At 71.3% G+C, this 23717-nt stretch carries 22 protein-coding genes; 11 read left to right on the top strand and 11 right to left on the bottom strand.

Annotated elements, in window-relative coordinates:
- The first annotated feature begins 2 nt into the window (after positions 1–2).
- Positions 3–734: a Mut7-C RNAse domain-containing protein gene (locus ACGFJ2_RS43255; protein WP_357947309.1), complete on the top strand. Its 732-nt coding sequence runs from the start codon at positions 3–5 to the stop codon at positions 732–734.
- Here the strand turns inward: ACGFJ2_RS43255 and ACGFJ2_RS43250 are convergent.
- Positions 724–4161: a protein kinase gene (locus ACGFJ2_RS43250; protein WP_393478530.1), complete on the bottom strand. Its 3438-nt coding sequence runs from the start codon at positions 4159–4161 to the stop codon at positions 724–726. The genes ACGFJ2_RS43255 and ACGFJ2_RS43250 overlap by 11 nt on opposite strands.
- Positions 4162–4206: 45 nt before the next feature.
- Between ACGFJ2_RS43250 and ACGFJ2_RS43245 the strand changes: the two genes are divergently transcribed.
- The 10 genes from ACGFJ2_RS43245 to ACGFJ2_RS43200 all read left to right on the top strand — a co-directional run bounded on the left by ACGFJ2_RS43245 (position 4207) and on the right by ACGFJ2_RS43200 (position 14051).
- The gene (locus ACGFJ2_RS43245; protein WP_393478414.1) at positions 4207–6777 is read left to right on the top strand and encodes a BTAD domain-containing putative transcriptional regulator; all 2571 of its coding nucleotides are present in this window, start codon (positions 4207–4209) and stop codon (positions 6775–6777) included.
- 93 nt (positions 6778–6870) lie between these two features.
- Positions 6871–7173: an urease subunit gamma gene (locus ACGFJ2_RS43240; protein ID WP_357947302.1), complete on the top strand. Its 303-nt coding sequence runs from the start codon at positions 6871–6873 to the stop codon at positions 7171–7173.
- Between the two features lie 110 nt (positions 7174–7283).
- On the top strand, positions 7284–7595 hold the full coding sequence (locus ACGFJ2_RS43235; protein ID WP_393478527.1) for an urease subunit beta: 312 nt from the start codon (positions 7284–7286) through the stop codon (positions 7593–7595).
- On the top strand, positions 7588–9294 hold the full coding sequence (locus ACGFJ2_RS43230) for an urease subunit alpha (RefSeq protein WP_357947298.1): 1707 nt from the start codon (positions 7588–7590) through the stop codon (positions 9292–9294). Before ACGFJ2_RS43235 ends, ACGFJ2_RS43230 begins: the two co-directional genes overlap by 8 nt.
- A 5-nt stretch (positions 9295–9299) precedes the next feature.
- The gene (locus ACGFJ2_RS43225; RefSeq protein ID WP_393478410.1) at positions 9300–10058 is read left to right on the top strand and encodes an urease accessory protein UreF; all 759 of its coding nucleotides are present in this window, start codon (positions 9300–9302) and stop codon (positions 10056–10058) included.
- Positions 10059–10070: 12 nt separating this feature from the next.
- Positions 10071–10742: an urease accessory protein UreG gene (gene ureG / locus ACGFJ2_RS43220; RefSeq protein WP_393478407.1), complete on the top strand. Its 672-nt coding sequence runs from the start codon at positions 10071–10073 to the stop codon at positions 10740–10742.
- A gap of 13 nt (positions 10743–10755) precedes the next feature.
- Complete coding sequence (locus tag ACGFJ2_RS43215; protein ID WP_357947289.1) at positions 10756–11622, top strand: urease accessory protein UreD; 867 nt, start codon at positions 10756–10758, stop codon at positions 11620–11622.
- A gap of 9 nt (positions 11623–11631) precedes the next feature.
- Positions 11632–12102, top strand: coding sequence for a hypothetical protein (locus ACGFJ2_RS43210; RefSeq protein ID WP_357947286.1), 471 nt, complete (start codon positions 11632–11634; stop codon positions 12100–12102).
- A 106-nt stretch (positions 12103–12208) separates the two neighbouring features.
- The gene (locus ACGFJ2_RS43205; RefSeq protein ID WP_357947283.1) at positions 12209–12712 is read left to right on the top strand and encodes a SigE family RNA polymerase sigma factor; all 504 of its coding nucleotides are present in this window, start codon (positions 12209–12211) and stop codon (positions 12710–12712) included.
- Complete coding sequence (locus ACGFJ2_RS43200) at positions 12699–14051, top strand: hypothetical protein (protein WP_393478403.1); 1353 nt, start codon at positions 12699–12701, stop codon at positions 14049–14051. The genes ACGFJ2_RS43205 and ACGFJ2_RS43200 overlap by 14 nt, the downstream gene beginning before the upstream one ends.
- A gap of 47 nt (positions 14052–14098) precedes the next feature.
- On the opposite strand, the gene era is transcribed toward ACGFJ2_RS43200, so the two are convergent.
- From era to ACGFJ2_RS43150, 10 genes are all read right to left on the bottom strand, one after another.
- Entirely contained in the window at positions 14099–15007 is a 909-nt protein-coding gene (gene era / locus ACGFJ2_RS43195) for a GTPase Era (protein WP_357947277.1), read from the bottom strand.
- Positions 15008–15025: 18 nt separating this feature from the next.
- Complete coding sequence (locus ACGFJ2_RS43190) at positions 15026–15502, bottom strand: NUDIX domain-containing protein (RefSeq protein ID WP_357947274.1); 477 nt, start codon at positions 15500–15502, stop codon at positions 15026–15028.
- 1 nt (position 15503) lies between these two features.
- Positions 15504–15851 carry a cytidine deaminase gene (locus ACGFJ2_RS43185; protein WP_357947271.1) on the bottom strand — a complete coding sequence of 116 codons (348 nt, stop codon included), beginning with the start codon at positions 15849–15851 and terminating at the stop codon, positions 15504–15506.
- 34 nt (positions 15852–15885) lie between these two features.
- Positions 15886–16512, bottom strand: coding sequence for a hypothetical protein (locus ACGFJ2_RS43180; RefSeq protein ID WP_357947268.1), 627 nt, complete (start codon positions 16510–16512; stop codon positions 15886–15888).
- Between the two features lie 328 nt (positions 16513–16840).
- Positions 16841–18142 (bottom strand): hemolysin family protein, encoded by a 1302-nt coding sequence (locus tag ACGFJ2_RS43175; protein WP_357947265.1) that lies wholly within the window; start codon positions 18140–18142, stop codon positions 16841–16843.
- Positions 18139–18615, bottom strand: coding sequence for an rRNA maturation RNase YbeY (gene ybeY, locus ACGFJ2_RS43170; RefSeq protein WP_358535552.1), 477 nt, complete (start codon positions 18613–18615; stop codon positions 18139–18141). Before ybeY ends, ACGFJ2_RS43175 begins: the two co-directional genes overlap by 4 nt.
- A gap of 10 nt (positions 18616–18625) precedes the next feature.
- Positions 18626–19654 (bottom strand): PhoH family protein, encoded by a 1029-nt coding sequence (locus ACGFJ2_RS43165; RefSeq protein WP_357947261.1) that lies wholly within the window; start codon positions 19652–19654, stop codon positions 18626–18628.
- Positions 19655–19758: 104 nt separating this feature from the next.
- Positions 19759–20109 carry a histidine triad nucleotide-binding protein gene (locus ACGFJ2_RS43160; protein ID WP_225291013.1) on the bottom strand — a complete coding sequence of 117 codons (351 nt, stop codon included), beginning with the start codon at positions 20107–20109 and terminating at the stop codon, positions 19759–19761.
- Between the two features lie 4 nt (positions 20110–20113).
- Positions 20114–21421, bottom strand: coding sequence for an extracellular solute-binding protein (locus ACGFJ2_RS43155; RefSeq protein ID WP_357947258.1), 1308 nt, complete (start codon positions 21419–21421; stop codon positions 20114–20116).
- Positions 21418–23400: a VWA domain-containing protein gene (locus tag ACGFJ2_RS43150; RefSeq protein WP_393478396.1), complete on the bottom strand. Its 1983-nt coding sequence runs from the start codon at positions 23398–23400 to the stop codon at positions 21418–21420. Before ACGFJ2_RS43150 ends, ACGFJ2_RS43155 begins: the two co-directional genes overlap by 4 nt.
- Positions 23401–23717 lie beyond the last annotated feature (317 nt).

The following is a 23717-nucleotide window of genomic DNA, read 5'->3' as shown; positions in this document are numbered from 1 at the left end:
GAATGGACAATGTGACCGAACGGGACGCGCACCTTCGAATCTCCGCAGACCTGATGATGTTCCTGCCCGTGAGCCGGCGCCGCGAACGCCACCGGATCGCCATCGGCGGCAGCTCGACCCTGGGCCACCACGTGGAGTCGGCCGGCATCCCGCTGACGGAGGTCGGGCCGATGACCGTCGACGGCCGCGGCGTCGGCCCCTCCTACCAGCCCGCGGCCGGCGACCTCATCGAGGTACGGCCGATACCCAGACCCCAGCCGCTGCCCCGCGAGCCCCGCTTCCTGCTGGACGTGCACCTGGGCACGCTCGCCCGGCGGCTGCGCCTGCTCGGCCTCGACACGGCCTACCACAACGACATGGACGACCCGGCGCTGGTCGTGCAGGCCAACGAGGAGCGCCGGGTGCTGCTCACCCAGGACCGCGGCCTGCTGCGCCGCCGCGCGCTGTGGCTCGGCGCGTACGTGCGCGGCTCCCGCCCCCACGACCAACTCCGCGACCTGCTCGAACGCTTCACCCCGCCGCTGCGCCCGTGGACGAGATGCACGGCCTGCAACGGCGAGCTGACCCCGGTGGAGAAGCGCGAGGTGCTGCCGGTCCTTGAAGCGGGCACCCGGCACGCTTACGACGCGTACGGGCGGTGCCAGGAGTGCGGGCACGTGTACTGGCACGGCGCCCACAGCGGCCACCTGGAGGAGATCGTGGCGACGGCACGGCAGTGGGCGGCTACGGGCTGACGCAGGGGTCGAACCTGTCGGCCTCGGGCAGGTAGCGCTGCCACTCCCGCTCGGTCAGCGACCGACCGGCGCGGCGGCAGACGGCGGCCGCCACCTTGCCACCGTCGAGTGGGAACGTCCGCACCACGCCGTCTGGCATGGCGCTGTAGAGGGTGCCGCCGTCGGCGCTGAAGGCCAGTGACCCGTCGCCCAGCGGGATCTTCTTCTGGCCGTCGAAGATCAGACCGAGCGGCTGCCTGCTGGGCACGTCCCAAAGCCTGACCCGGTCGCCGTTCTCGTACGTGGCGATGGTACGGCCGTCAGGCGACCAGGCGATCCCCTGGATCGGGCTGTCCGGCACGGCGGGGAACGCTCCGACGGGCGCCTTCAGGTCCGCGTCCCACAACGCCATCCGGTCGGGCCCCGAGAAGGCGATGAGCCGGCCGTCGGGGCTGAAGGCGTGAGTACCGTTCAACCGGCCAAGCCCCTCGGCGAGCGGTAACCGGGCGCCGGTCACCGGGTCGATGGGTTGGGGCTCCGTTCCGGCCACCAGCAGCCTGCCGTCAGGACGGAAGGCGAGCGTGCCGGGGCCGGGCACGGCGGCGCGAGTGACGGTGCCCTTCGCCAGGTTCCACAGCTCGAGCGGAGCGCCGGTGCGGTCGGGCCTGGTGGGGGAGACGGCCAGCGTTCGACCATCGGGGCTGAAGGCTATGTCGTCCACGTCCGCGACCTTTATCGCGTCGAGCACGCGGCCCGTGTGCGCATCCACGATCCGGGTGCCCGACTCGTCGCCGACGGCCAGCCGCCCGCCGTCCCGGCTGAAGGCCAGCGCGGGCTCGCGGCCGATGACGCCGATCGGCGGCCCGAGTGGGCGCTTGGTCGCCACGTCCCACAGCCGGGTCTCCCCGGGCCTCGTGATGGCCACTGTGTGCCCACCCGGCCCCAGCAGCGCGTGCCCTTCGGAGGTTCCCGTGGTCAGCGGTTGGTCGAACAACATGGATATGTCCACGGTGTCGATCTCGCCATTATCGGCCTGGTAGCGCAGCACACGGTCGGCTTCGTCGAAGTGAACGTCGTTGATGCCCCCGCGCATGTCGCGCTCCAGAACGACCGACCATCCGGCGCGCCGCCACACTATGAGCTCCCCCAGGTAGGTCCAGCCCGCGACGTAGCGGTCGCCGAAGCCGAAGGCGGTATCTCGGTCCGATTCGCCACCGTAACGTCCCCCGATCACGCCTCCGCCCGGGACGGTCCAGACACGCATCCGTCGCTCGCCCGGCGGTGGCGGATTCTCGCTGACCGTGAGCGCGCGCCCGTCGTCGCTGAGACGCACGTACGTGACGTCAGTCTTGGCGGGCAGCCAGGGCGCGGGCAGCCGCTTGCCGGTGCGCAGGTTCCAGAGCTCGACCTTGCCGTGCCCACCTGTGGACACCACGCCGACGTGGCGTGCCGGGTCCACCATGTCGAGCCCCGCTCCCGATCCGGCGGTCAGCCGCTTCCGGGTGGCCACGTCCCAGGCGCGCTCGGCGCCGCCGGTCCCCTCGGGTACAAGGAGGGTGCGACCAGCGCGGTCGAAGGCGAGCCTCCCCCCTCCCTCCGGCACCACGAACCCACCGCCGAACGTGGCGCCGATCGCCGTGCCCGCCATAACGTCCCAGAGGCGCACATCCTTGTCCTCCAGCACGGCGAGCGTCCGCCCGTCGGGACTGAGCGCGACCTGGCGCACGGCCGAGCCCACGCCGGAGAACTCGCGGAGCAGGCGGTGCGCGCGTACGTCCCAGAGCCGCACCCGGCCCTCCTGGACGGCCGCCAGCGTGCGTCCGGTGTCGTCCAGTCCGTAGACACTGCTCGGACTGGCGTACGGGTCGGTGAAGACGTCGCTCGCCGGCCTGGACAGCGACTCGTACAGCGCGCCCCGCGTCTCGACCAGGTCAGGGCTCAGCCGCCAGCCCGCGACGGTCAACAGCCTCGCCAGTTGCGGGTCGCTCTCCCGCAGATCAGCGGCCTGCAACGCGAGCGACTTGGCCAGCGCGTCGTCACGCTGTCTGCCGGACTCCCTGCGCAGGTACTCGGCCGTCCCCAGGCCGCCCAGGGCCGCCACCAGCAGTACGGCCAGCGCCGTCGCCAACAGGCCGCGCCTCCTGGACTGGCTTCTGGTCTGCTTGGCCGCGGCGTCGAGGAACTCGCGTTCCCTCCTGGCCAGCGTGAGGTCCTTGCGTTCGGCGGCGGCCCACTGGAGTGTCCGGTCGAGGCTGGAGCCGTGCAGCAGGTCGCCGGGTTTCCGGCCGTGGCCGTCCCAGAGGCCGGCCGCCTCGACCAGGCGCCGGTGGACCGGCAGCCCCTCGCGGTTGTCGGCCACCCAGGTCCGCAGCCGGGGCCATGCCTGGATCAGGGCGGGCTTGGCCAGCTCGTACGTGGTGCCGGTGCTCGTCACCAGGCCCGCCGCCTCGAAGAGGGCGAGCAGGGCGGACACGGCCTCGGTCTCGGGCAGCTCGTCGCGGGTCACCGGCCTGAGCGAGCCGTCGCCGTCGAGCATGCGCAGCAGCACCTCGGGGACGGCCGCCCGCTCGGCCTCGGACAGCTCGTCGTACAGCTCCTCGGCGATCGCGCCCAGGTCGGGCTCGGCCGGGCTCCTGAGCGGGCCGGCCAGCGCCCCGCCACGAGAAAGCGGGTCGCCGTCGGCGCCGATCAGGTCCAGCAGGGCCGCGCGCGCCGAGGGCCGCGCGGCCGGGTCCTTCGTGAGCGCGCTCGCCACGAGTCGTCCGAGCGGGTCGGCCAGGTCGGCCGTGTCGGGCCGGAAGTCCATGACCTCGCCGATGACCGCGACCGGCTCGCGTACCTCGATCGCGTCCTCGCCCCGCGCGGCGAACAGCACCACCAGCCCCCACGCCCACAGGTCCGCCGCGGCCGTCGCGCCCCGCCCGGCCAGGACCTCCGGCGCCATGTAGTTGGGCGTGCCCATGACCGGACCCGTGGTCGTCGGCCCGGCCTCGCGTGCCACGCCGAAGTCGATCACCCGGGGACCGTCGGGGCCGAGGATGATGTTGTCGGGCTTGAGGTCGCGGTGCACGACGCCGGCCTGGTGGATGGCCGTCAGCGCGGTGGCCACGCCGATCGCCAGGCGCCGCAGCGTGTCACCCTCGTAGGGGCCGTGCTCGGCGATCACCTGCCGCAGGTTGGGGCCGGGCACGAACTCGCTGACGATGTACGGCTCGGCCACCTCGATGATTCTGGCCGTGCAGAACGAGGCCACCCGCGCGGCCGCCGCCGCCTCCCTGGCCAATCTGGCCCGCGACTCTGGATCATCGAACCTGGGCACCTTGACGGCGACGCGCTCCCCCTCCTCGCCGTACGCCTCATAGACGACACCCTGGCCCCCGGCGCCCAGCCGCCCGGCGAGCCAGTAGCGGCCCAACCGGTGCGGGTCTGAGGGAGTCAGAGGGATCATCAAGTGTGTAATTGTGGTCGAGTTCGCTCTGCTGAGGAAGGCCGCGTGGAATTTCGCATCATGGGTCCGCTGGAAGTGCTCGACGGCGACGACGACCGCACACCGACCGCGCCCAAGCACCGCGACCTGCTGGCGATGTTCGTGCTCAACGCGCGCCGCCCGCTCACCGTCGGACGGCTGCGCGGGCTGCTGTGGCCGCGCGAGGGCGGCGACCGGTCCGACTCCCTGGTCCGGGGCTATGTCGGGCAGCTGCGCCAGCTCATCGGCAAGGACGTGATCACCACGGTGTCCGGCACGTACACGCTGGCCATCGATGAGGAACAACTCGACGTCGACCGCTTCAGGTCGCTGGTGGAGCGGGGCTCGTACCAGGAGGCGCTGGCCCTGTGGCGCGGACCGGCGCTCGAGGACCTCGACCCCGACGGGGAGCGCTGGGTGGAGACGCGGCGGCTGCGCGAGGAGCTGGAGGAGCTGCGGCTGTTCGCCCTGGAACGCCGGGTGCAGCTCGACCTCGACGCCGGCCGTCACCGCGAGCTGCTGTCGGAGCTGCGGCGGCTGGCCGGGCAGCATCCGCTCTGGCAGCGCTTCCGCGGCCAGTACATGCTCGCGCTCTACCGGAGCGGGCGGCGGGCGGAGGCCCTCGACGCGTACGCGGCGTTACGTGAGGCGCTCGACGACGGCCACGCGATCGAGCCCGACTCCGACCTGCAGCTGCTCTATCACCGCATGCTGCACGACGACGTGTCGCTGCACGTCTCGGCGGGGCCGCCGGTGCTGCTGCCGCACGACGTGCCCGGGTTCACCGGCCGCGCCGACCTCCTCGATCTGGTGGTAGGCGGGCAGGTCGTGGTGCACGGGCAGGCGGGCGCCGGCAAGTCGGCGCTGGCCGTGCACGCAGCCTGGCGCGAGCGCGAGCGCTTTCCCGACGGGATCCTCTACACCGACCTGCGCGAGACGACGGCGCCCGCGGCGGTGCTCGAGGACTTCCTGCGCTGGCTGGGCTGCCCGGCTCAGGCCGTCCCCGCCTCGCTCGACGGACGAGAGCGACTTTTCCGTACGTACGCGGCCAACCGCCGGCTGCTGGTGCTGCTGGACAACGCGTCGGCCGAGAACCAGGTGCGGCCGCTGCTGACGTCCTGCCCCACGGTCGTCACCAGCCGCTCCTCCCTCGGCGGCCTGTCCGGCGCGACCCGCGTGTCCGTGAGCGTGCTCGGCGAGGACGACGCGCTCGACCTGCTCGTCCGCACCTCCGGCCGGGTGGCCGACGAGGCGCTGGGCAGGCTGGCCAGGTTCTGCGGCGGGCTGCCGATCGCGCTGCGCATCGCCGGGTCCCGGCTGGCCGCCCGGCCGGGCTGGACCGTCGACTACCTGGTCGGCCTGCTGGAGGACGAGCACGAGCGGCTCGACGGGCTGCGCTCCGGCGACCAGGCCGTACGCAGCGTCCTCGCCATCGGCTACGACGGCCTGCCCGATCCCGCCAAGGCCACACTGCGCGGGCTCGGCGCGCTGTCGGCGCCGGACTTCGCGGACTGGGTGGCGGAGCTGTTCGGCGGGCAGGCCGAGGCGCTCGTCGACGCCGGGCTGCTGGAGACGCACGTGGTCGACGTGGCCGGGCAGGTGCGCTACCGGCTGCACGACCTGACCCGCCTGTTCGCCCGCGAGCAAACGAGCCAGGGCGCGCCGGACGCGCTCGTACGGCTGATGGACGTGGTCCTGGCCAGGGTACGGTCCTCGCGCTTCTCGCTGGTCTCCGGCGATCCGGGCACCCTCGTGGCGACCAGGGACATCAGGGAGTCGGTCGAGTGGCTCGCCGCCGAGCGGGCCTTCCTGGTCAGCCTGGTCTCCGACCTCCATCAGGCCGGCCTCGACGACGGCTGCCGGCGGCTCGCCCACCTGCTCGGACCGTACCTCGAACGCCACCGCTTCCTCGACGACTGGCGCCACGTCACGGCGGCGGCGCTGGAGTCGGCGCGGCGCGCGGGCGACGCCATAGGCGAGGCGCTGATCCTGCGTGACCTGGGCGACCTGCACCTGGCCGAACGGGAGTGGGACCTGGCGCACGACCGGCTCAGGCTGGCGCTCGGCATGTTCCTGCGCGAGGGACGCACCCGCGACGTCAACCAGACCAGGCGGCGCCTCGGCCGCGTCCACCTCGAACGCGACCGGCTGCCCGAGGCCGAGCGCGCCCTGCTCGGCTGCCTGAAGGCGGCGGAGAACGATCGCGACGCCGCCGAAGCGCTGCGCGTGCTTGGCGTGGTCCTGCACCGCGCGGGCCGGCTCGACGAGGCCGCGGACCGCCTCCAGACCGCCGCCGCCCACCTCGCCGCGCTCGGCGACCGCTACCGGCAGGCCGACACGCTCCTGGATCTGTGCTCGGTACGGCTGGCGCAGCACGCGGTCCCCGACGCCAGAACGGCCGCCGAGACGGCCAGAGGGATCGCCATACGACTCGGCGACCAGCTGCTCGACGCGTACGCCCTGCTGGCCCTGGCCCGGGTGAACCAGGCGGAGGGCGCGGCGGAGCGGGCCAGGGAGCTGGCGGGGTCGGCGCTGGCGGTCTTCGAGGCGCTGGAGGACGATCTGGGCCGCTCCCAAGCGCTGCCCATGGTGGGGTGAAACGTGGTGGGGTGAAACTGGTGGGCCGACCGGAAACCGACTCGACATCCTCCGGCAACATCGCGGAAACGGCCGGTTCTTAAGGTCCGGGCCATGCGGCTTACCCCACACGAGCAAGAGCGCCTGCTCATCCACGTCGCCGCCGGGGTGGCCCGGCAGCGTCAGTCCAGGGGCCTGCGCCTCAACCACCCAGAGGCTACCGCGATCATCGCGTCGTTCCTGATGGAGGGGGCCAGGGACGGGCGGACCGTGGCCGATCTGATGGACGCCGGACGCTCGGTGCTCGGGCGGGACGACGTCATGGAGGGGGTGCCCGAGATGCTGGACTCCGTCCAGATCGAGGCGACCTTCCCCGACGGCACCAAGCTGGTCACCGTGCATCGGCCGATCCCATGACCACTGACGAAGCCGACCCCGTGGCCACTGACGAGGCCGGTCCCGAGACCGCTGCCGAGGCTGACGTCGAGGCCGAAGTCGAGGCCGATCGCCGCGTGCAGGGCCAGCCGATGGTCCCGGGCGAATATCGGCACCCCACCGACGACATTTCACTCAATCCGGGACGGCCGAGGGTCACGGTCCGGGTCGTCAACACCGCCGACCGGCCGGTCCAGGTCGGCTCGCACTACCACTTCGCCGCCGCCAACCCCGGGCTGGCCTTCGACCGCGACGCCGCCTGGGGGATGCGGCTCGACGTGCCCGCGGGCACCGCGATCAGGTTCGAGCCGGGTGTCGAGCGCGACGTGACCCTGGTACCGATCGCCGGGCGCCGCGTGGTGCCCGGCCTGCGACCGGAATGGGCGGGCCCCCTCGATGGCTGAGATCTCCCGTGCTCGATACGCCGCCCTGTACGGCCCCACCACGGGCGACCGCATCAGGCTGGCCGACACCGACCTGTTCGTCGAGGTCACCGAGGACCTGTCCGTGGGGCCGGCGGGGGCCGGGGACGAGGCGGTGTTCGGCGGCGGCAAGGTGATCCGCGAGTCGATGGGCCAGGCCAGGACGACCCGGGCCGAGGGCGCGCCCGACCTGGTCATCACAGGTGCGGTGATCCTCGACCACTGGGGCGTGGTCAAGGCCGACGTCGGCGTCACCGACGGCCGGATCTCCGCCATCGGCAAGGCCGGCAATCCGGACACCATGGACGGGGTCGACATCGTCATCGGGCCGTCCACCGAGATCCTCAGCGGCAACGGCAAGATCCTCACCGCGGGCGCCGTCGACTCCCACGTACACCTCATCTGCCCCCAGATCCTCGAGGAGGCGATCGGCGCGGGCGTCACCACGATCGTCGGCGGCGGCACCGGGCCGGTCGAGGGCACCAAGGCCACCACGGTCACCGGCACCTGGTACCTCTCCAGGATGCTGGAGTCGCTCGACTCCTACCCGCTCAACTTCGCGCTGCTCGGCAAGGGCAACACGGTGAGCGCCGAGGGCCTGGTCGAACAGCTCGAAGCGGGCGCCTCGGGGTTCAAGCTGCACGAGGACTGGGGCTCCACGCCGGCCGCGATCGACGCCTGCCTGACCGTGGCCGACGCGCACGGCGTACAGGTGACGATCCACACCGACACGCTCAACGAGGCCGGGTTCGTCGAGTCGACGCTGGCCGCCATCGGCGACCGGACGATCCACGCCTACCACACAGAAGGGGCGGGGGGCGGGCACGCGCCCGACATCATCAGGATGGCGTCGTTCGCCAACGTCCTGCCCTCCTCCACGAACCCCACCCGGCCCCACACCATCAACACCCTCGACGAACACCTCGACATGCTGATGGTCTGCCACCACCTGAACCCGTCGATCCCCGAGGACCTGGCCTTCGCCGAGTCCCGGATCCGGCCCACCACGATGGCCGCCGAGGACGTCCTGCACGACCTGGGGGCGATCTCGATGATCGGCTCCGACTCGCAGGCGATGGGCCGCGTCGGCGAGACGATCATCCGTACGTGGCAGACGGCGCACGTCATGAAACGCCGCCGCGGCGCTCTGGGCGGCCCCGCGGACAACCTCCGCGCCCGCCGCTACATCGCGAAATATACGATCTGCCCGGCCATCGCCCACGGCCTCGACGCCGAACTCGGCTCCGTCGAACGCGGCAAGCTCGCCGACCTCGTCCTCTGGGACCCGGCGTTCTTCGGCGTCAAGCCCACGCTGGTGCTCAAGGGCGGCGTGGTGGCCTGGGCCCAGATGGGCGACGCGAACGCCTCCATCCCCACGCCGCAGCCGGTGCTGCCCCGCCCGATGTTCGGCGCCGCCCCGGCCACGGCCGCCGCGACGTCACTGCACTTCGTCTCACCCCTCGCCCTCGACGCGGGCCTCGCCGACCGCCTCGCGGTCCGCCGCCGCCTGGTCCCCGTGGCGGACGTACGGGGGCGGGGCAAGGACGCGATGCCGCTCAACGACGCGCTGCCCCGGATCGACGTGGCTCCGGACACGTTCGAGGTACGCGTGGACGGCGACCTGATCGAACCCGCGCCCGCCGAGACACTCCCGATGACCCAGCGCTACTTCCTGTTCTGATGACCATGAACCCCGCACTCCTGCTCCTCACGGACTCCCGCCTCCCGGCCGGGGGCCACGCCCACTCGGGCGGCACCGAACAGGCGATCGCCACGGGCGCGGTCCACGACCTGACGTCCCTGGCCGCCTTCCTGAGGGGCCGCCTGCACACCTCCGGGCATGTCGCCGCCGCCCTCGCCGCCGCCGCCTGCGCGTTGGGCGCCGACCGCTCCTCCGACACCTCATGGGATCTGCTGGACGCGGAGGCCGACGCCCGGACCGCCTCCCCAGCCCAGCGGGCCGCCTCCAGGACTCAGGGCAGACTGCTCTTGCGGGTGGCCCGCCGCCTGTGGCCGCCGCCCACGCTCGACGACCTGGCGCCGGGCGTACCGAGTCCCCGACGCTCCGTCGCGCTCGACGGCCTGGCGCAGGCCGTACCGAATCCCCATCACCCCATCGCGCTCGGCGCGGCGGCGCACGCGGCGGGAGCGTCGCCCGAGGACGCCGCTCTGGCGGCGGCCTACCACGCGATCACCGGCCCGGCCACGGCGGCGGTCCGCCTGCTCGGCCTGGACCCGGTAGCGGTTCACGGCCTGCTCGCCGACCTGACCCCGGACCTCGCCACCACGGCTTCCGACGCCACGTCATCCGACCTCGCCACCTCGGCTTGCGACACCTCGCCGTACGGCGGGAGCTGGGCCGAACTGCCCGCCCGGTCCGCCCCCGCGCTGGACCTGCTGGCCGAGCGGCATGCGGAGGCCACGGTCAGACTGTTCGTCTCCTAGGAAGGACACACCATGGGCGCCAACCACGACGACCATCACCACGCGCCCGCCCACCACGGCAGAGCACTTCGCCTCGGGGTGGGCGGGCCGGTGGGCAGCGGCAAGACGGCCCTGGTCGCCGCCCTGTGCCGCACGCTCGGCGGCTCCCTGCGGCTGGGTGTGGTCACCAACGACATCTACACGACCGAGGACGCCGACTTCCTGCGCCGGGCCGGGGTACTCGACCAGGAACGCATCCTCGCCGTCGAGACCGGCTGCTGCCCCCACACGGCCATCCGCGACGACATCGCCGCCAACCTCGACGCCGTGGAGACCCTGGAGGACCGGTTCGGCCCGCTGGACCTGGTGATCGTGGAGAGCGGCGGAGACAACCTGACGGCGACGTTCAGCCGTGGGCTGGCCGACCGGCAGATCTTCGTCCTCGACGTGTCCGGCGGCGATAAGGTGCCCCGCAAGGGCGGCCCGGGAGTGACCTCCGCCGACCTGCTGGTGATCAACAAAACCGACCTGGCGCCGCTGGTGGACGCCGACCTGACCGTGATGGCCCGCGACGCGGCGGCGGTACGCGGCGACAAACCCGTACTGTTCACCTCGATCCGCCAGGACCCCTCGGCGGCGGATGTGGCGGCCTGGGTCTCCGAACAGGCCCTTTCCTGGCCCCACGAGCCCGTCTCAGCGGCTTGACGGGCGTCGCCCTATGACTGACACGGGCTTGCCGCAGACAGCGGCAGAGACGTCGTCAGACGCCCAGGAGGACACGTCGGCGAGCGCCATCAGCGCCGTCGGGCGGCGGGCGATGCGGGCTCGGGCGGCTGTCGCGACCTCCCTGGCCGATGGCCGGACGGTCATCAGCAGGCTGAGCTCGATGCCGCCCCTGACCTTGCGGCAGACGGGTCCGCGGACCGTGCACCTGGTCTCCACGGCGGCCGGGCCGCTCGGTGGCGACCGGCTCGAACTCGACCTCGACGTCGCACCCGGCACCAGCCTCGAGGTCGGCTCGGTGGCCGGCACGCTGGTACTGCCGGGCGACGGTGAGTCCGTCATGGTGATCTCCGCACGCGTCGGGGCGGGCGCCGCACTCCGCTTCGCGCCCCAGCCGACAGTGCTCGCCGCCGGCTGCGCTCATCGCCTGGTGGTACGGCTGACGCTTTCGGCGGGCGCGCGGGTGTTCTGGCGCGAGGAGATCGTCTTCGGCCGGTACGGCGAGACGCCGGGCCGCTGCCACGCCCGCTTCGACGCCACGTACGACGGCCGCCCGCTGCTCAGGCAGGAGTACACGGTCGGCGACCCCGCCATCGACGCCTCGCCTGCCGTCTACGGCGACGCCCGCTGCATCGGCACCACCCTGATCACCCCCTCCCTGGCCTCCGCCCCGCCCCGCGCCATCTCGTCGCAAGCCGCCTCAGGGGCTGTGGTCGCGGAAGGTGTAGCCGTGTTACCGCTGGCCGGACCGGGTGTGCTGGTGTCCGCGCTGGCCGCCGACGCCGTCGCGTTGCGCCGGCGTCTGGAGTGGGGTGAGGGTGTGGCCCTCGGTAACCTGGCAGGAGCCGCGCGCCCGACCTAAGGTGATCGGGTGGCCGACTCTCTCTCACCGAGCCCCGCGAAGCCCAAGGCGCGGCGCGGCTACGCGTTCGTCATCGCGGTGGCGGGGGCGCTGCTGGTGTTCTGCGCGTTCCTGCCGTGGACGGGGGTCGAGGCCAGGATCGGTGCCATCGGCGGCGTGTCCAACGACCTACGGGGCATTGACGACAGTCTTGGCGTCTACGCGCTCATCGCCGGGCTCGCCACGCTGGCGCTCGGGGTCGCGGGTCTGTTCGCCCGGCCGCGGACGGCCGCGTTGGCGGTCATCCCGGGGGCGCTGGCGACGATCTGGCTGGTGATGTTCGTGGTCGATCCGCCCGGTGTCGGCAACGGGGTCTCCGTCGATCTCGGGTTCCTGTCGATCGAGCCGGGGATCCGCTACGGGTGGTTCGCCGCACTGGCCTGCGCGCTGGCCGTGATCGCCCTCGCCGTCCTGTCGCTAGTACGCGGCCGCCGGGCATAGCCGCCCAGCGGGGGTCCGCTCCCGAACGTGCCCCCCGGCGGGGAGACCAAGGCAACCTTCGCGGCGTGCTGTGCGTGTATGGGGTCATGATTTCAAAGGGCGTTCAGTGACGCCACATGCGGGCGGGTTCACGGAGTTCGTGGCCGCCCGCAGTACCAGCCTGTTACGCACGGCGTACCTGACCTGCGGTTCGCTCGGGGAAGCCGAAGACTTACTGCAGACCGCGCTGGAGCGGGCGTGCCTGCATTGGGACAGGCTGTGCCGTGGCGGCGACCCTGAGCCCTACATTCGGCGGATCATCGTCAATCTGGCGATCAGCCGGGCGCGGCGTCTGGCGATCGTGCGATTGATTCCGACGCACACCCCTCCCGAACTGCCCGCCGCGCGGGAGGACATCGAGTTACGGCACGTCGTCATGGACGGGTTGCGGGCGTTGCCGCCCCGTCAGCGGGCTGTGGTGGTGCTCAGGTTCTGGGATGACCTGACTGAGGCCCAGACCGCGAAGATGCTCGGCTGCTCCATCGGCACGGTCAAGAGCCAGACGTCCAAGGCGCTGAAACGCCTGCGGGCGCTGCTGGGTGAGGAGGTGGCGAACAGTGCGCGGTATTGAGGAACGACTACGCCAGGGAATGACCGACGCGACCCGGCCGGTGCGGGGGGCGCCGGAGCTGGCCGTACGGGTGATGGCCCGGGTGGCGCTGCGCAGGAGGCGGCGCAGGCTGGCGGCGAGTGTCGCCGCGGCTGCCGCTGTCGTGCTGGTGGCGATCGGCATCGTGTCGCCGTACATCGTCACCCGGCCGGACCCGGTCGCCGCTCCCCCGGAACTGGAAGGTGTGCGGATCGGCTACATCCCGGAGGGCCTGGGTGCCCCGCAACGCCTGCGGGAGGAGGAGAAAAACGTCGGAGGGCAGATCCGGCTGCGCGGTAAGGCGCTGAGATGGCAGGCCGGCGGCGATTTCGTCCAGGTCTCGGTTTACCGGGTGGACGGCGTCATGCGCGACGCGATGGACATCATGGCCATGAACGTTGTCGACGCACCGGTCGAGCCGCGATCCATCGATGATCCGGTGCTGTCCGGTGACGGCACCAGCGCGATGTGGGTCGCTGACCACCGCCTTGTGCTGGAAGTCACGGTCTCGGCGGCTCTGAAGGGAGAGCGCGACCGAATCGTCGGCGGTCTGCGCGTGACCGGCTGGAATCCCGCCTTCGCCGGGCTCCGCGTCACGTACATGCCGGCGGGCATGTGGGTCTCGGGAACGGTCGGCGCGAATCTCGACGCGCTGACCCGGCTCTGGCAGGGTGAGTCCGGCCGGCAGGTCTCCATCGAGGTCGTATACGGCCAGGCTGGGACGACGCTGGAGGAGTTGCGTGCCGCCGGACCGCCGCAGGAGGTGCTGACCGATGTGCGTCCGGCCTCGGTATACGGCCGGCCGGCCTACGCCGGCGCCACCGGACAGGCAGGCCGGGTGCTGCTGTGGCTGGTCGAGCCAGGAATCGGCGTACGGATCAGGGGGGACCACCTGCCGGAGGCAGACCTGGTACGGATCGCCGAGGGCATCCAGTCGCCCTCCGAAGGCCAGGGCGAGTCCGTCGACGGCATCGCCACCTACCTCGCCGGCCCAGCTCTGCGGCCGGGTCCTGTGGGGACCGTCATCACACCACGCTGGCGTTCCACCATCCGGCGATGGATCGGCCCGGACGGCGAAGGCAGCGTCACCGTCTCCGTCCAGCGTGGCGCGGCGGTGCCGAGCGCCACTTGGTGGAGCAGCGTCTCCCGAGGCGAGCCGAAGCCGACGACCATCGCCGGGGTGCATGGGATGCTGCTCGGTATGGGGGCCTCCAGAGCCAGCCGGAAGTTCGCCTGGACTCCAGAGTTCGGCCTGGCCATCGTGGTCACCGCCCCCGCACATGATCTAGGGCGAATCGTGAAAGGTATCGCAGCGCGATGATGGGGAATCCCCACCGGCTTGCAGGCGGGTGTCCCGTGCGAAAGCCGTCAGTCGTAGAAGCCCAGGCGGCGCAGCTGCTTGGGGTCGCGCTGCCAGTCCTTGGCCACGCTGATCCGCAGGTCGAGATAGACCCGAGTGCCCAGCAGCCCCTCGATCTGGGCGCGTGCCCGCGTCCCGACGTCGCGCAGGCGTTCGCCCTTGTGGCCGATCACGATCGCCTTCTGCGACGGCCGTTCGACGAACATGTGCGCGTAGATGTCGAGCAGATCATCCCGCCCTTCGCGTGGCATCATCTCGTCGACCACCACGGCGATCGAGTGCGGCAGCTCGTCGCGTACCCCTTCCAGCGCCGCCTCCCTGATCAGCTCCCCCACCAGCACCTGCTCGGGCTCATCGGTGAGCTGCCCGCCCGGGTAGAGCGGCGGCGACTCCGGCAGGTGCTCGATCAGCACCTCGGCCAGCACGTCGAGCTGGTCACCCGACTGCGCCGACACCGGGACGATCGCCGCGAACTCCGCCACCTGCGACAACGCCAGGAGCTGCTGCGCGATCTGCTCCTTGGAGGCCAGGTCGCACTTGGTGAGTACGGCGACGACCGGCGTCTTCTTCACGGCCGAGAGCTTGTCGGCGATGAAGCGGTCGCCCTTGCCGATGGGCTCGTTGGCGGGTACGCAGAAGCCGATCACGTCGACCTCGGTCAGCGTGGACAGCACGAGGCTGTCGAGCCGCTCGCCGAGCAGGGTGCGGGGGCGGTGCAGGCCGGGAGTGTCGACGATGACGATCTGGGCCTCGGGCCGGTGCACGATGCCCCTGATGACGCGGCGGGTGGTCTGCGGCTTGGACGAGGTGATCGCCACCTTCGTGCCGACCAGGGCGTTCATCAGCGTGGACTTGCCGACGTTCGGCCTCCCAACGAAGCAGGCGAATCCGGCGCGATGGCTGTCTGGCGAAGTCACATAGTGCATTGTGGCCTATCAAACGCCCTGTCGACGCCACCAGGCAAACGCGTCGGGCAGCACCAACGGCATCCAGGTGGTCGTGGTCAGGCCGGCGATCTCCGGCTCGGTCGCCCATCGGGCGTCGGTGATCTCGTCGCCGTCGGGGGTGGGCGTGCCCGACTCGATGACGCAGCCGTACACGGCGATGACGTACGCGCACAGGTGCCCGTTGGGGTAGACAGTACGGAATTCGGGCCCGCCGTACACACCGATCAGGCCGCGCGGCGCGACGTCAATGCGGAGTTCTTCCTGGAGCTCTCTGACCAGGGCGTCCTCGGGGCGTTCGTCGGGGTCGACGCCGCCGCCGGGCGCGGCCCAGAGGCCCACGTCTCCGTGACGCGCCATGAGCGCCCTTCCCGCGGAGTCGAACACGAAGCCGCAGACCGACGGAAGCATCAGCAGATCGGAGCCGACCTTGGCCCGTACCCCGGCCAAATACGGCGAAATCGCCACGTCAGCCTCTCACTGTGCCGTCGGGCCCGGAGCCCTTCAGCGTGCCGTCGGGCCCGGCCACCAGCAGCGCCTTGACGCCCAGCTCGGCGGCCACCGCCTCGTCCTCGGCGCTCGGCCCGTCGCCCGCCGTGACCAGCGCCGCCGCCTCCAGCGTCTGCGCGCCGCTGGAGACGGCCGTGGCGACCGCCACCTGCACCGCGGACAGCGTGAGGGAGGAGAGCGCGACGTTCGTGGCGGAGTAGGTGCGCCCGGTCTCATCGCGTACGGCGGCGCCTTCGGCCGAGCCGTTGCGCGCCCTTGCCGCCCGCGCGAGCGTAATGATCTTGCTGTCTTCTGGATCGAGAGTCACGAACTCTAGGTTAGGCGCTGACCATCCCCACAGGTTAAGCACTGACCATCCCCACAGCGGCGCTGAGCACCTGCCGGGTACGCTCCGGGTCCACCTTGGCGATGCCCGTGTGCACGACGGACACCAGCGTGTCCCCCGAGCGGGCGAGCATCACGTCCAGCGCGTACGGGTAGCCGTTCAGCCGCCCGCGCAGCTCCGCGCCCACCACCTCGTCGCCCACGTCCTCGACCGGCAGCATCGTCAGCCGCAACCGGGTGCCCCCACCCGCCCGCACCGCCCGGCACGCCTCCAGTGCCTCGGTCAGCTCCTCGATGCGCCCCTCCGCCTCCGAGCCCGCGTAGCGCGCCAGGCCCACCCCGGCCACCTCGCCCAGCTCGTCCCCCTCGAAGCTGGCCGCCGCCTGCGCCGTCAGCGCCAGCGCGGGCGCCCGCCCCGCGGCCGGATCCAGCGCGGCCCGGCAGTTGTGGTCCGCCGCCGCGAACGGCACCCGCCACGGCTCCTCGGACCGGGCGGAGAAGCCGTCAGGCAGCTGCGGATCCTTGTTCAGCACCTCGCGCAGCCGGGCCATGGCCTGGACGTCGACGTAACTCTCGGCCGGCCCGCCGCCGCAGCCGGCGAGCAGCCCGCTCATGATGGCCAGGATGATGATCCCGCGTTCCATGATTCCCCCCGGTTCGCAACGTCCCCGGGCGACGAATACGGCAATCCACCAGAGTCACCAACAAAGCCCCAAACGCTAAAAGGGGGTTCTCGTCCGGCTTACCGGACGTGAACCCCCTTTACGCCGAGCAACGTCACGATCGGCTAGCAGACCGAGACGTTGTCGTCCCCCCCAGGGACATCCTCCCGCCGCGAACCCCACCCGGCGTTCGGATGCTTCCCCAGTGACACCCACCGCACTGGGGTGTCGGGATTAAGGCTGTCGTACGCCGCTTGCAACAGACTTGTAGAACACTTGCCACATCCATCGCAAAAGGGTCAGCGCGCTGTCAGTCGTGCTCGGCGGCGGCGGGTACGACATCACCCTCATGCGGAGCCACCCTGCGGACGACCACGGTGCTGATCCGGTTACGGCGCCCGGCGAGGCTCTCGGCCGTCAGCCGCAGCCCGGCCATCTCCGCCTCGGAGCCCGCGATCGGCACCCGGCCCAGCGCGTGGGCGAGCAGCCCGCCGACGGTCTCGACGTCGTCGACCTCGATCTCGGTGTGGAACAGCTCGGCGAGCTCGTCGACCGGCATCCGGGCCGTCACCCGGAGCCCGCCGTCGGGCATGGTCTCGACGCGGGGCGCCTCCCGATCGTATTCGTCGGCGATCTCGCCCACGATCTCCTCGAGCACGTCCTCGATCGTGACCAGGCCGGCCGTCCCGCCGTATTCGTCGATGACGATGGCCAGGTGGATCTGCCTGGCCTGCATCTCGCGCAGGAGCTGGTCGATCGGCTTGCTCTCTGGGACGTAAGTGGCCGGGCGCATGATCGACTCGACCTTCTCCTCGCCGCCGTCCTCCCCCGAGTCCGACTCGTGCACCCTGCGGGTGACGTCCTTGAGGTAGGCGATGCCGATGACGTCGTCCTCGTTCTCGCCCACGACGGGGATGCGGGAGAAGCCGCTGCGCAGCGCCAGCGAGAGCGCCTGGCTGAGCGTCTTGCCCCGCTCGATGAAGACCATGTCGGTGCGCGGCACCATGACCTCGCGTACGAGCGTGTCACCCAGCTCGAAGACCGAGTGGATCATCTCCCGCTCGTCGGGCTCGATCATCCGTCGTTCCTCGGCCAGGTCGACCAGGTCGCGCAGCTCCGCCTCGGAGGTGAACGGGCCGTCGCGGAACCCCTTGCCGGGGGTCAGCGCGTTGCCGAGCAGGATGAGCAGCTTGGGCAGCGGGCCGAAGATCCGGGTCAGGCCGTAGACGATGGGGGCGCTGGCCAGCGCGATCGGCTCGGCGTGCTGGCGGCCGAGGGTGCGGGGCGAGACGCCGACGATCACGTAGCTGACCACGATCATGACGGCGGCCGCGCACACGTACGCCCAGCCCTGGTCGTGCATCAGGTCGATGAACAGCAGCGTCGCGATCACCGTGGCGACCAGCTCGCAGCTCAGCCGGAGCAGGAGCAGCAGGTTGAGATAGCGCGGCGGGTCGTTGACGATGGCCCGCAGCCGCGGGGCGCCACGCCGCCCCTCGCGCACGAACTCCTCCGCGCGCACCCTGGAGATGCGCGTCAGTGCCGTTTCCGCACTGGCGATCAGGCCACCGATCACCACGAGGGCGATGGCCAGAGGCAACCAGGCGTTCACCGCGGGCTGCGCACCTCCCGCCACGACTCGAGGAGCCGGGCCTGCAGGCCGAACATCTCCTTGTGCTCCTCAGGCTCGGCGTGGTCGTAGCCGAGCAGGTGGAGGATGCCGTGCGTGCACAGCAGCTCCAGCTCCTCCTGCGCGCTGTGACCGGCCTCCTCCGCCTGCCGGGCGGCCACCGGCGGGCAGAGCACCACGTCGCCGAGCAGCGCCGGGTCGGCGGCGGTGTCGGCGTCGCCGCGCGCCCCGCCTCCCGGTCGCAACTCGTCCATGGGGAAGGCGAGCACATCGGTCGGCCCCGGCTCGCCCATCCACTTCTCGTGCAGCTCGGCCATCGTGCGCTCGTCGATCACCACGATCGACAGCTCGGCGAGCGGGTTGATGCCCATCTCGCCGAGCACGTGCGTGGCCAGCTCGACCAGGCCCTGCTCGCCGACCTCAGCGCCCGACTCGTTATTGATCTCGATACTCATCGTCGATTCCTCAACGTCTCTTCCCCCGATGCTGGATCTGCTTCGGCTCCTGAAGCGCGTCGTAGCGACCGTAGGCGTCGACGATCTCGCTCACCAGCTTGTGGCGGACCACGTCGGCGCTGGTCAGCCGGGAGAAGTGGATGTCGTTGATGCCATCGAGGATCTCCTGGACCACCCGCAGGCCGCTGACCGTGCCCGAGGGCAGGTCGACCTGCGTGACGTCACCGGTCACCACGATCTTGGAATTGAAGCCGAGCCTGGTCAGGAACATCTTCATCTGCTCGGCCGAGGAGTTTTGTGCCTCGTCGAGGATGATGAAGGCGTCGTTGAGGGTGCGGCCGCGCATATAGGCGAGCGGTGCCACCTCGATCGTGCCCGCCGCCATCAGCTTGGGGATCGACTCGGGGTCCAGCATGTCGTGCAGCGCGTCGTACAGGGGGCGCAGGTAGGGGTCGATCTTCTCGTAGAGCGTGCCCGGCAGGAAGCCGAGCCGCTCCCCCGCCTCGACGGCGGGCCGCGTCAGGATGATGCGGTTGACCCGCTTCTCCTGCAGCGCGCGTACGGCCTTGGCCATCGCGAGATAGGTCTTTCCGGTGCCCGCGGGACCGATGCCGAACACGACCGTGTACTGGTCGATGGCGTCGACGTAGCGCTTCTGGTTGACGGTCTTGGGCCGGATCGTCCGGCCGCGTGAGGACAGAATGTCGAGCGACAACACCTCGGCCGGGCGGTCGGACGTCATGCGCAGCATGGCGATGCTCCGCTCGACCGCGTCGGCGGTCAGCTCGCCGCCATTGCGCAGCACCTCGACCAGCTCCTCGAACAGGCGCACCACGGCGCCGCTCTCGTCAGGGCTGCCGGTGACGGTGATCTCGTTGCCACGCACGTGGATGTCGGCCCTGAACGCACCCTCGATGACGCGCAGCAGCTCGTCACGGGAGCCCAGGAGGCTGACCATTGGGTATTCGTCCGGTATCAGCACCTTGGCTTGAGTGCGCGAGGGAGGTGCCGTTCTTCGGGATTCATGTAGTTCGGACATGGGCAGGCCAGCGGCCTGATGCCTCCCGGTCTGTTCGGATGTACTTCTCCGCCCATCGTAGCCGGGACCAGGCTGATTGCTCGCGCCAATATCACCGCGCCAGATCAGCCGGGCGGCCACCGCAGATCACGCCCGCCGAGCACGTGGGCGTGCACGTGGAAGACCGTCTGCCCGGCGCCCGGCCCGGTGTTGAAGACCACCCGGTAGCCGCGCTCGGCCACGCCCTCCTGCACGGCCACGGCATGCGCGGTCTTGAGCACGTCGTCGGCCAGACCATCGTCGGCCTGGGCCAGGGCGGCCGCGTCGGCGTGGTGCTCCTTGGGGATGACCAGCACGTGCGTGGGCGCCTGCGGGTTGATGTCGCGGAAGGCCAGCGCCCGGTCGTTCTCGAGAACGATCTCGGCCGGGATCTCCTTGGCCACGATCTTGCAGAAGAGGCAGTCGGTCACAGGCAGCACCCTACCCACAGGGCTCGCCCTCCTCGGTCCTGCCCAGCTTGGCCGCCTCCAGTTCGTCGGCGATGATCCCGATGTCGTCAAGGGTCGGCTCCTCCGCGGCGAAGACGTACTTCGTCACGCAGGCCCTGAACACCTCGCTGAACCGGGTGTAGTGCTCCAGCTTGGGCCGCGTGGCCGTCGGCAGCGAGTCCTTGATCGCGGAGGCCAGTCGCCGGAGGTCCTCGCGCGTCGGCGGGGTGCCCGTCTCGCGCGCGTCGGCCTCGGGGCAGACGGCCACGTCCTCGTAGGCGACCTCGACGACCGGGGCGTAGCCGCCGCAGGCGAACAGCTGCCGCTGGTTGTCCGGCTGGAGGAGGTATTTCACGAACTTGAGGACGCTGTCGTATTTGGTGGATCTGGCGGTGATGGCGAGGTTCGAGCCGCCGAGGGTCGCCGGGCCGGGGAGCTTCGACAGCTTGACCGGCGTCCTGCCGTCGGTGATCAGCTGCAGATCCGCGTACGGCCAGTGCCGAAGGTATCCGGCACCCCCGTCGGCGAAGGCGGCCAGGCTCTCGGCTTCCTTGTCCTTCCAGGAGTCCCCCAGCGTCTGGTCGCTCTGCCACTGCCGCATCCACCGCAGCGCGGCGAGCGCCCGCCGGTCGTTGGGCGCCTGGTCGAGCACGATCTCGCCGTCGTCGTCCACCACGGTGGCGCCATAGGCGCGGAGCAGTTCGAGCAGCCCCACGGTCCTGCCTTCGAAGTCGGCGAGCTGCGCCAGGTACCCGCCGTGTGGGAAGCTGGCCCCGGCCTGGCGGGCGGCGGGCCAGAGCTGGTCCCAGCTCGTCGGCTCGGGCAGGTCGGCCCTGCGGTACAGCAGCCCCACGTCCACCGCGAACGGCAGCGCGTACTGCTTGCCGTCCCACTGGCCGCTCTCGCGCGCCTGGCGTACCAGACCCGAGGGGACGTCCTCGGGCCGGATCTCGCTGAGCAGGCCGGCGGCGGCGAACTCGGCCGTCGAGGCCATGTCGATGATCAGCAGGTCGTACGCCTGGCACGGGTCGGCCTGGGCGGCGGCCAGCATCTCGTCGCGCTTGAGGTCGGCCACCCTGGAGATCTCGATCATCTGGACGAGCGGGCCCTTCCAGCGGCGGATCAGCTCCCTGCGCGCGCCGCCGACGCTCACGTCATCGCCGGTGGCGACCCTGATCACGTCGTCGTCCACGCACTGCTCCGCGGGCGCCGGCCGCTCCTTGACGCCGACCACGCCGAGCGTGAGCAGCACCCCCGCCGCCGCGCCCACGGCCGCGGCCCGCCATCGCCGCACGGTCACGGGCTCTCCCGCCACAGCTCCGTCAACTCCTTGTCGACCTCGTCGACCTGGTCCTGGTACGGCGTCGCGGCCTCGGCCCGGCTGATGGGCGCGCACTTGACGACCTCGCCGGCGGCCTTGACCAACCGCGCGATGTGGTCGGCGTCGCACCGCTGCTCCCCGGTGAGCAGCAGCCGTACCCTGAGCCCCTTCACCTTCCGCAGGGCGGCCACCGTACGGCCGAGGTCGCCCGCTTGGTGACCGCCGTCGGTCAGCATGACCACGACCGGGTTGGGGGTGTCCGCGAGCAGGGGCGCCGCCTGCGCCAGCACGTCCCCGAGCGGGGCGTCGCGCCCGTGTACGGCCAGCGTCCCCAGCCGTCCGGCCACCTGAGCCGAGCCTGTCACCAGGGTCTCGCCGATCCCGCCGGAATCGGAGAAGGTGGCCAGCCGGACCGTGTCGCGGCCCTCGCGCAGCCGCCTGAGCAAGGTGCTGGCCCCTGAGCTGGCCCGCTGCAGCGCGGTGCCGCCCGTGATCGGATTGCCCATCGAGCCCGACGCGTCGACCAGCAGCAGGAACGACGTCTCCGGATGCGCCTTGCCGAGGCGGTCGATCAGTCGGGCCGGTTCGACGATGGCCGGTTCGGCGCTGTCGGCCTGTCCCGAGTCGAGCTCTTTGCCGAGCGGCATGGGTTCCTTGCGGTCGGACACGCCCGCCGAGTCGCGGTAGCCGTAGGGGGCGAGCTTGTCCTGGGCGAGCCAGTCGTGAAAGTCGATCACCGCCCGCTCGCGCGCGTCGTTCCACTGATCGGCCCACTTCAGCCGGACGTAGCGGTAACTGAGGGTGGGCAGTCCATCGAGCCGGTGCCAGGACAGGCCGGCCGTCTGCCGCCCCGGAGCGCAGGCACCCAGGTCCTGGTGGTTGTTGACCGCGTAGACGAGGTGCTCCGGCACGATCATGGCAAGCGATTCCTTGACGGTGTCGAAGCGGTCGCGGGCGTAGCAGAGGAGGCTGGCGGCGTCGGAGAGCGGGAGGTTCGGCGGGGTGTAGGCCATCTCGTCGGAGATGTCCTTGGAGGTGTCGGAGCTGTAGAGCCCGGCGCTGGCGATGAGCCCGATCTCCGACAGGTCGGCGCGCGGCCTGGCCAGGGGTGCCCCGACGCTCTCCAGCCAGGCCCGCATCCCGGGCAGGTCCGTTGGCGGGGACTGCGTGCCCAGCCGCGCCTCCAGCGCGGGCGTGAACGCCACCAGCAGCGCGGAGGTGGCCACCGGGGTCATCCGATCGAAGGTGACCTGGCCCAGGTTGGCGAACGCCTGGCGGAGATATTCCTCGGTGGCGGTGCTGGAGGGGATCCAGATGTCGGGGTGGACCGCGATCAGCGCGCGGTAGGTGCTGCTGTTCCAGGAGGCGGGGTCGTTCCACTCCTTGTTGGCGGCCTGGGACATGGTGGCGAGCGGCGGCTGGGGGGTCACGGAGAACCGGACGCGCGGGCAGCCGCGCAGGTCGGCGCTCTCGTCGGCGTAACGGCGGCCGGCCGCCTGGAGGGCGGCCACGTTCTCGGCGGAGGTGAGCACCCGCAGCTCCAGCGGCTGGTCACAGGGGGTGGAGAGCGCCCAGCCCAGTCCGATCCGTACGAGCGGCCCGCCCTGCAGGACGAGCACCACCGCGAGCATCCCGGCGACGAACCCGAGCGCCCCGGCCGTCAGCGGCCCGGTGCGCCGGCTCACCCACTCGACGGCGGCCCTGACCAGCAGGGCGACGAACACGATCAGCCGCCACACCCCGCCGAAGAACGCCCGCAGCAGGGTGCCGAGCCACGCGACGGCCGTCCCGACGGGGCCGAGCCGGGCGCCGAGCATGACCACCACCACGAGGACGGTCAGGACCAGGATCACCAGGGAGGCCACGGTGAACACCACGCGCCCGCCCGCGCCGCCGCCCAGCAGTGGCGCCGCCACCGCCCCCAGGAAGGCCCATAGTGGCGTCACGATGGCAGCCACGTCCTTCAACCGCTCACTCCGAGCGGCCGGGGCGGCTCTGCGGGGTGACTGGGGGCGCCGCATTCTCCCTCGATCCTAGATCGGACGGAATCCGCTGTCTCCGTTGCGAATCGGTAATCCGCCGTGCCGTGCGTCCGAAGATCCTCGCGGTTAGGGTTAGTGTGCGAGACTGCCGAAAAATAAGACGATTCAGGGTCGGGCGAAGCCACCTGGCGAGGACACGACTGGCTAATGCCCTCTAAGGAACCGCAAGAGCGTAAACCCTCCGGGAAGGCCGCGCGTCCCAATGATGTGACCACCGAAACCCTCTTGGCCGA

This window comes from Nonomuraea sp. NPDC049028, assembly GCF_043197735.1.
In the GTDB taxonomy this organism is placed as follows: Bacteria; Actinomycetota; Actinomycetes; order Streptosporangiales; family Streptosporangiaceae; genus Nonomuraea.
This window is presented reverse-complemented; position numbering and strand designations above follow the sequence as displayed.

Bases quoted from the DNA above. Each gene is read 5' to 3' on its own strand.
- ACGFJ2_RS43255 (WP_357947309.1), top strand. From the start codon at position 3: ATGGACAATGTGACCGAACGGGACGCGCACCTTCGAATCTCCGCAGAC.
- ACGFJ2_RS43250 (WP_393478530.1), bottom strand. From the start codon at position 4,161: ATGATCCCTCTGACTCCCTCAGACCCGCACCGGTTGGGCCGCTACTGG.
- ACGFJ2_RS43240 (WP_357947302.1), top strand. From the start codon at position 6,871: ATGCGGCTTACCCCACACGAGCAAGAGCGCCTGCTCATCCACGTCGCC.
- ACGFJ2_RS43235 (WP_393478527.1), top strand. From the start codon at position 7,284: ATGGTCCCGGGCGAATATCGGCACCCCACCGACGACATTTCACTCAAT.
- ACGFJ2_RS43230 (WP_357947298.1), top strand. From the start codon at position 7,588: ATGGCTGAGATCTCCCGTGCTCGATACGCCGCCCTGTACGGCCCCACC.
- ACGFJ2_RS43225 (WP_393478410.1), top strand. From the start codon at position 9,300: ATGAACCCCGCACTCCTGCTCCTCACGGACTCCCGCCTCCCGGCCGGG.
- ureG (WP_393478407.1), top strand. From the start codon at position 10,071: ATGGGCGCCAACCACGACGACCATCACCACGCGCCCGCCCACCACGGC.
- ACGFJ2_RS43215 (WP_357947289.1), top strand. From the start codon at position 10,756: ATGACTGACACGGGCTTGCCGCAGACAGCGGCAGAGACGTCGTCAGAC.
- ACGFJ2_RS43180 (WP_357947268.1), bottom strand. From the start codon at position 16,512: ATGGAACGCGGGATCATCATCCTGGCCATCATGAGCGGGCTGCTCGCC.
- ybeY (WP_358535552.1), bottom strand. From the start codon at position 18,615: ATGAGTATCGAGATCAATAACGAGTCGGGCGCTGAGGTCGGCGAGCAG.
- ACGFJ2_RS43165 (WP_357947261.1), bottom strand. From the start codon at position 19,654: ATGTCCGAACTACATGAATCCCGAAGAACGGCACCTCCCTCGCGCACT.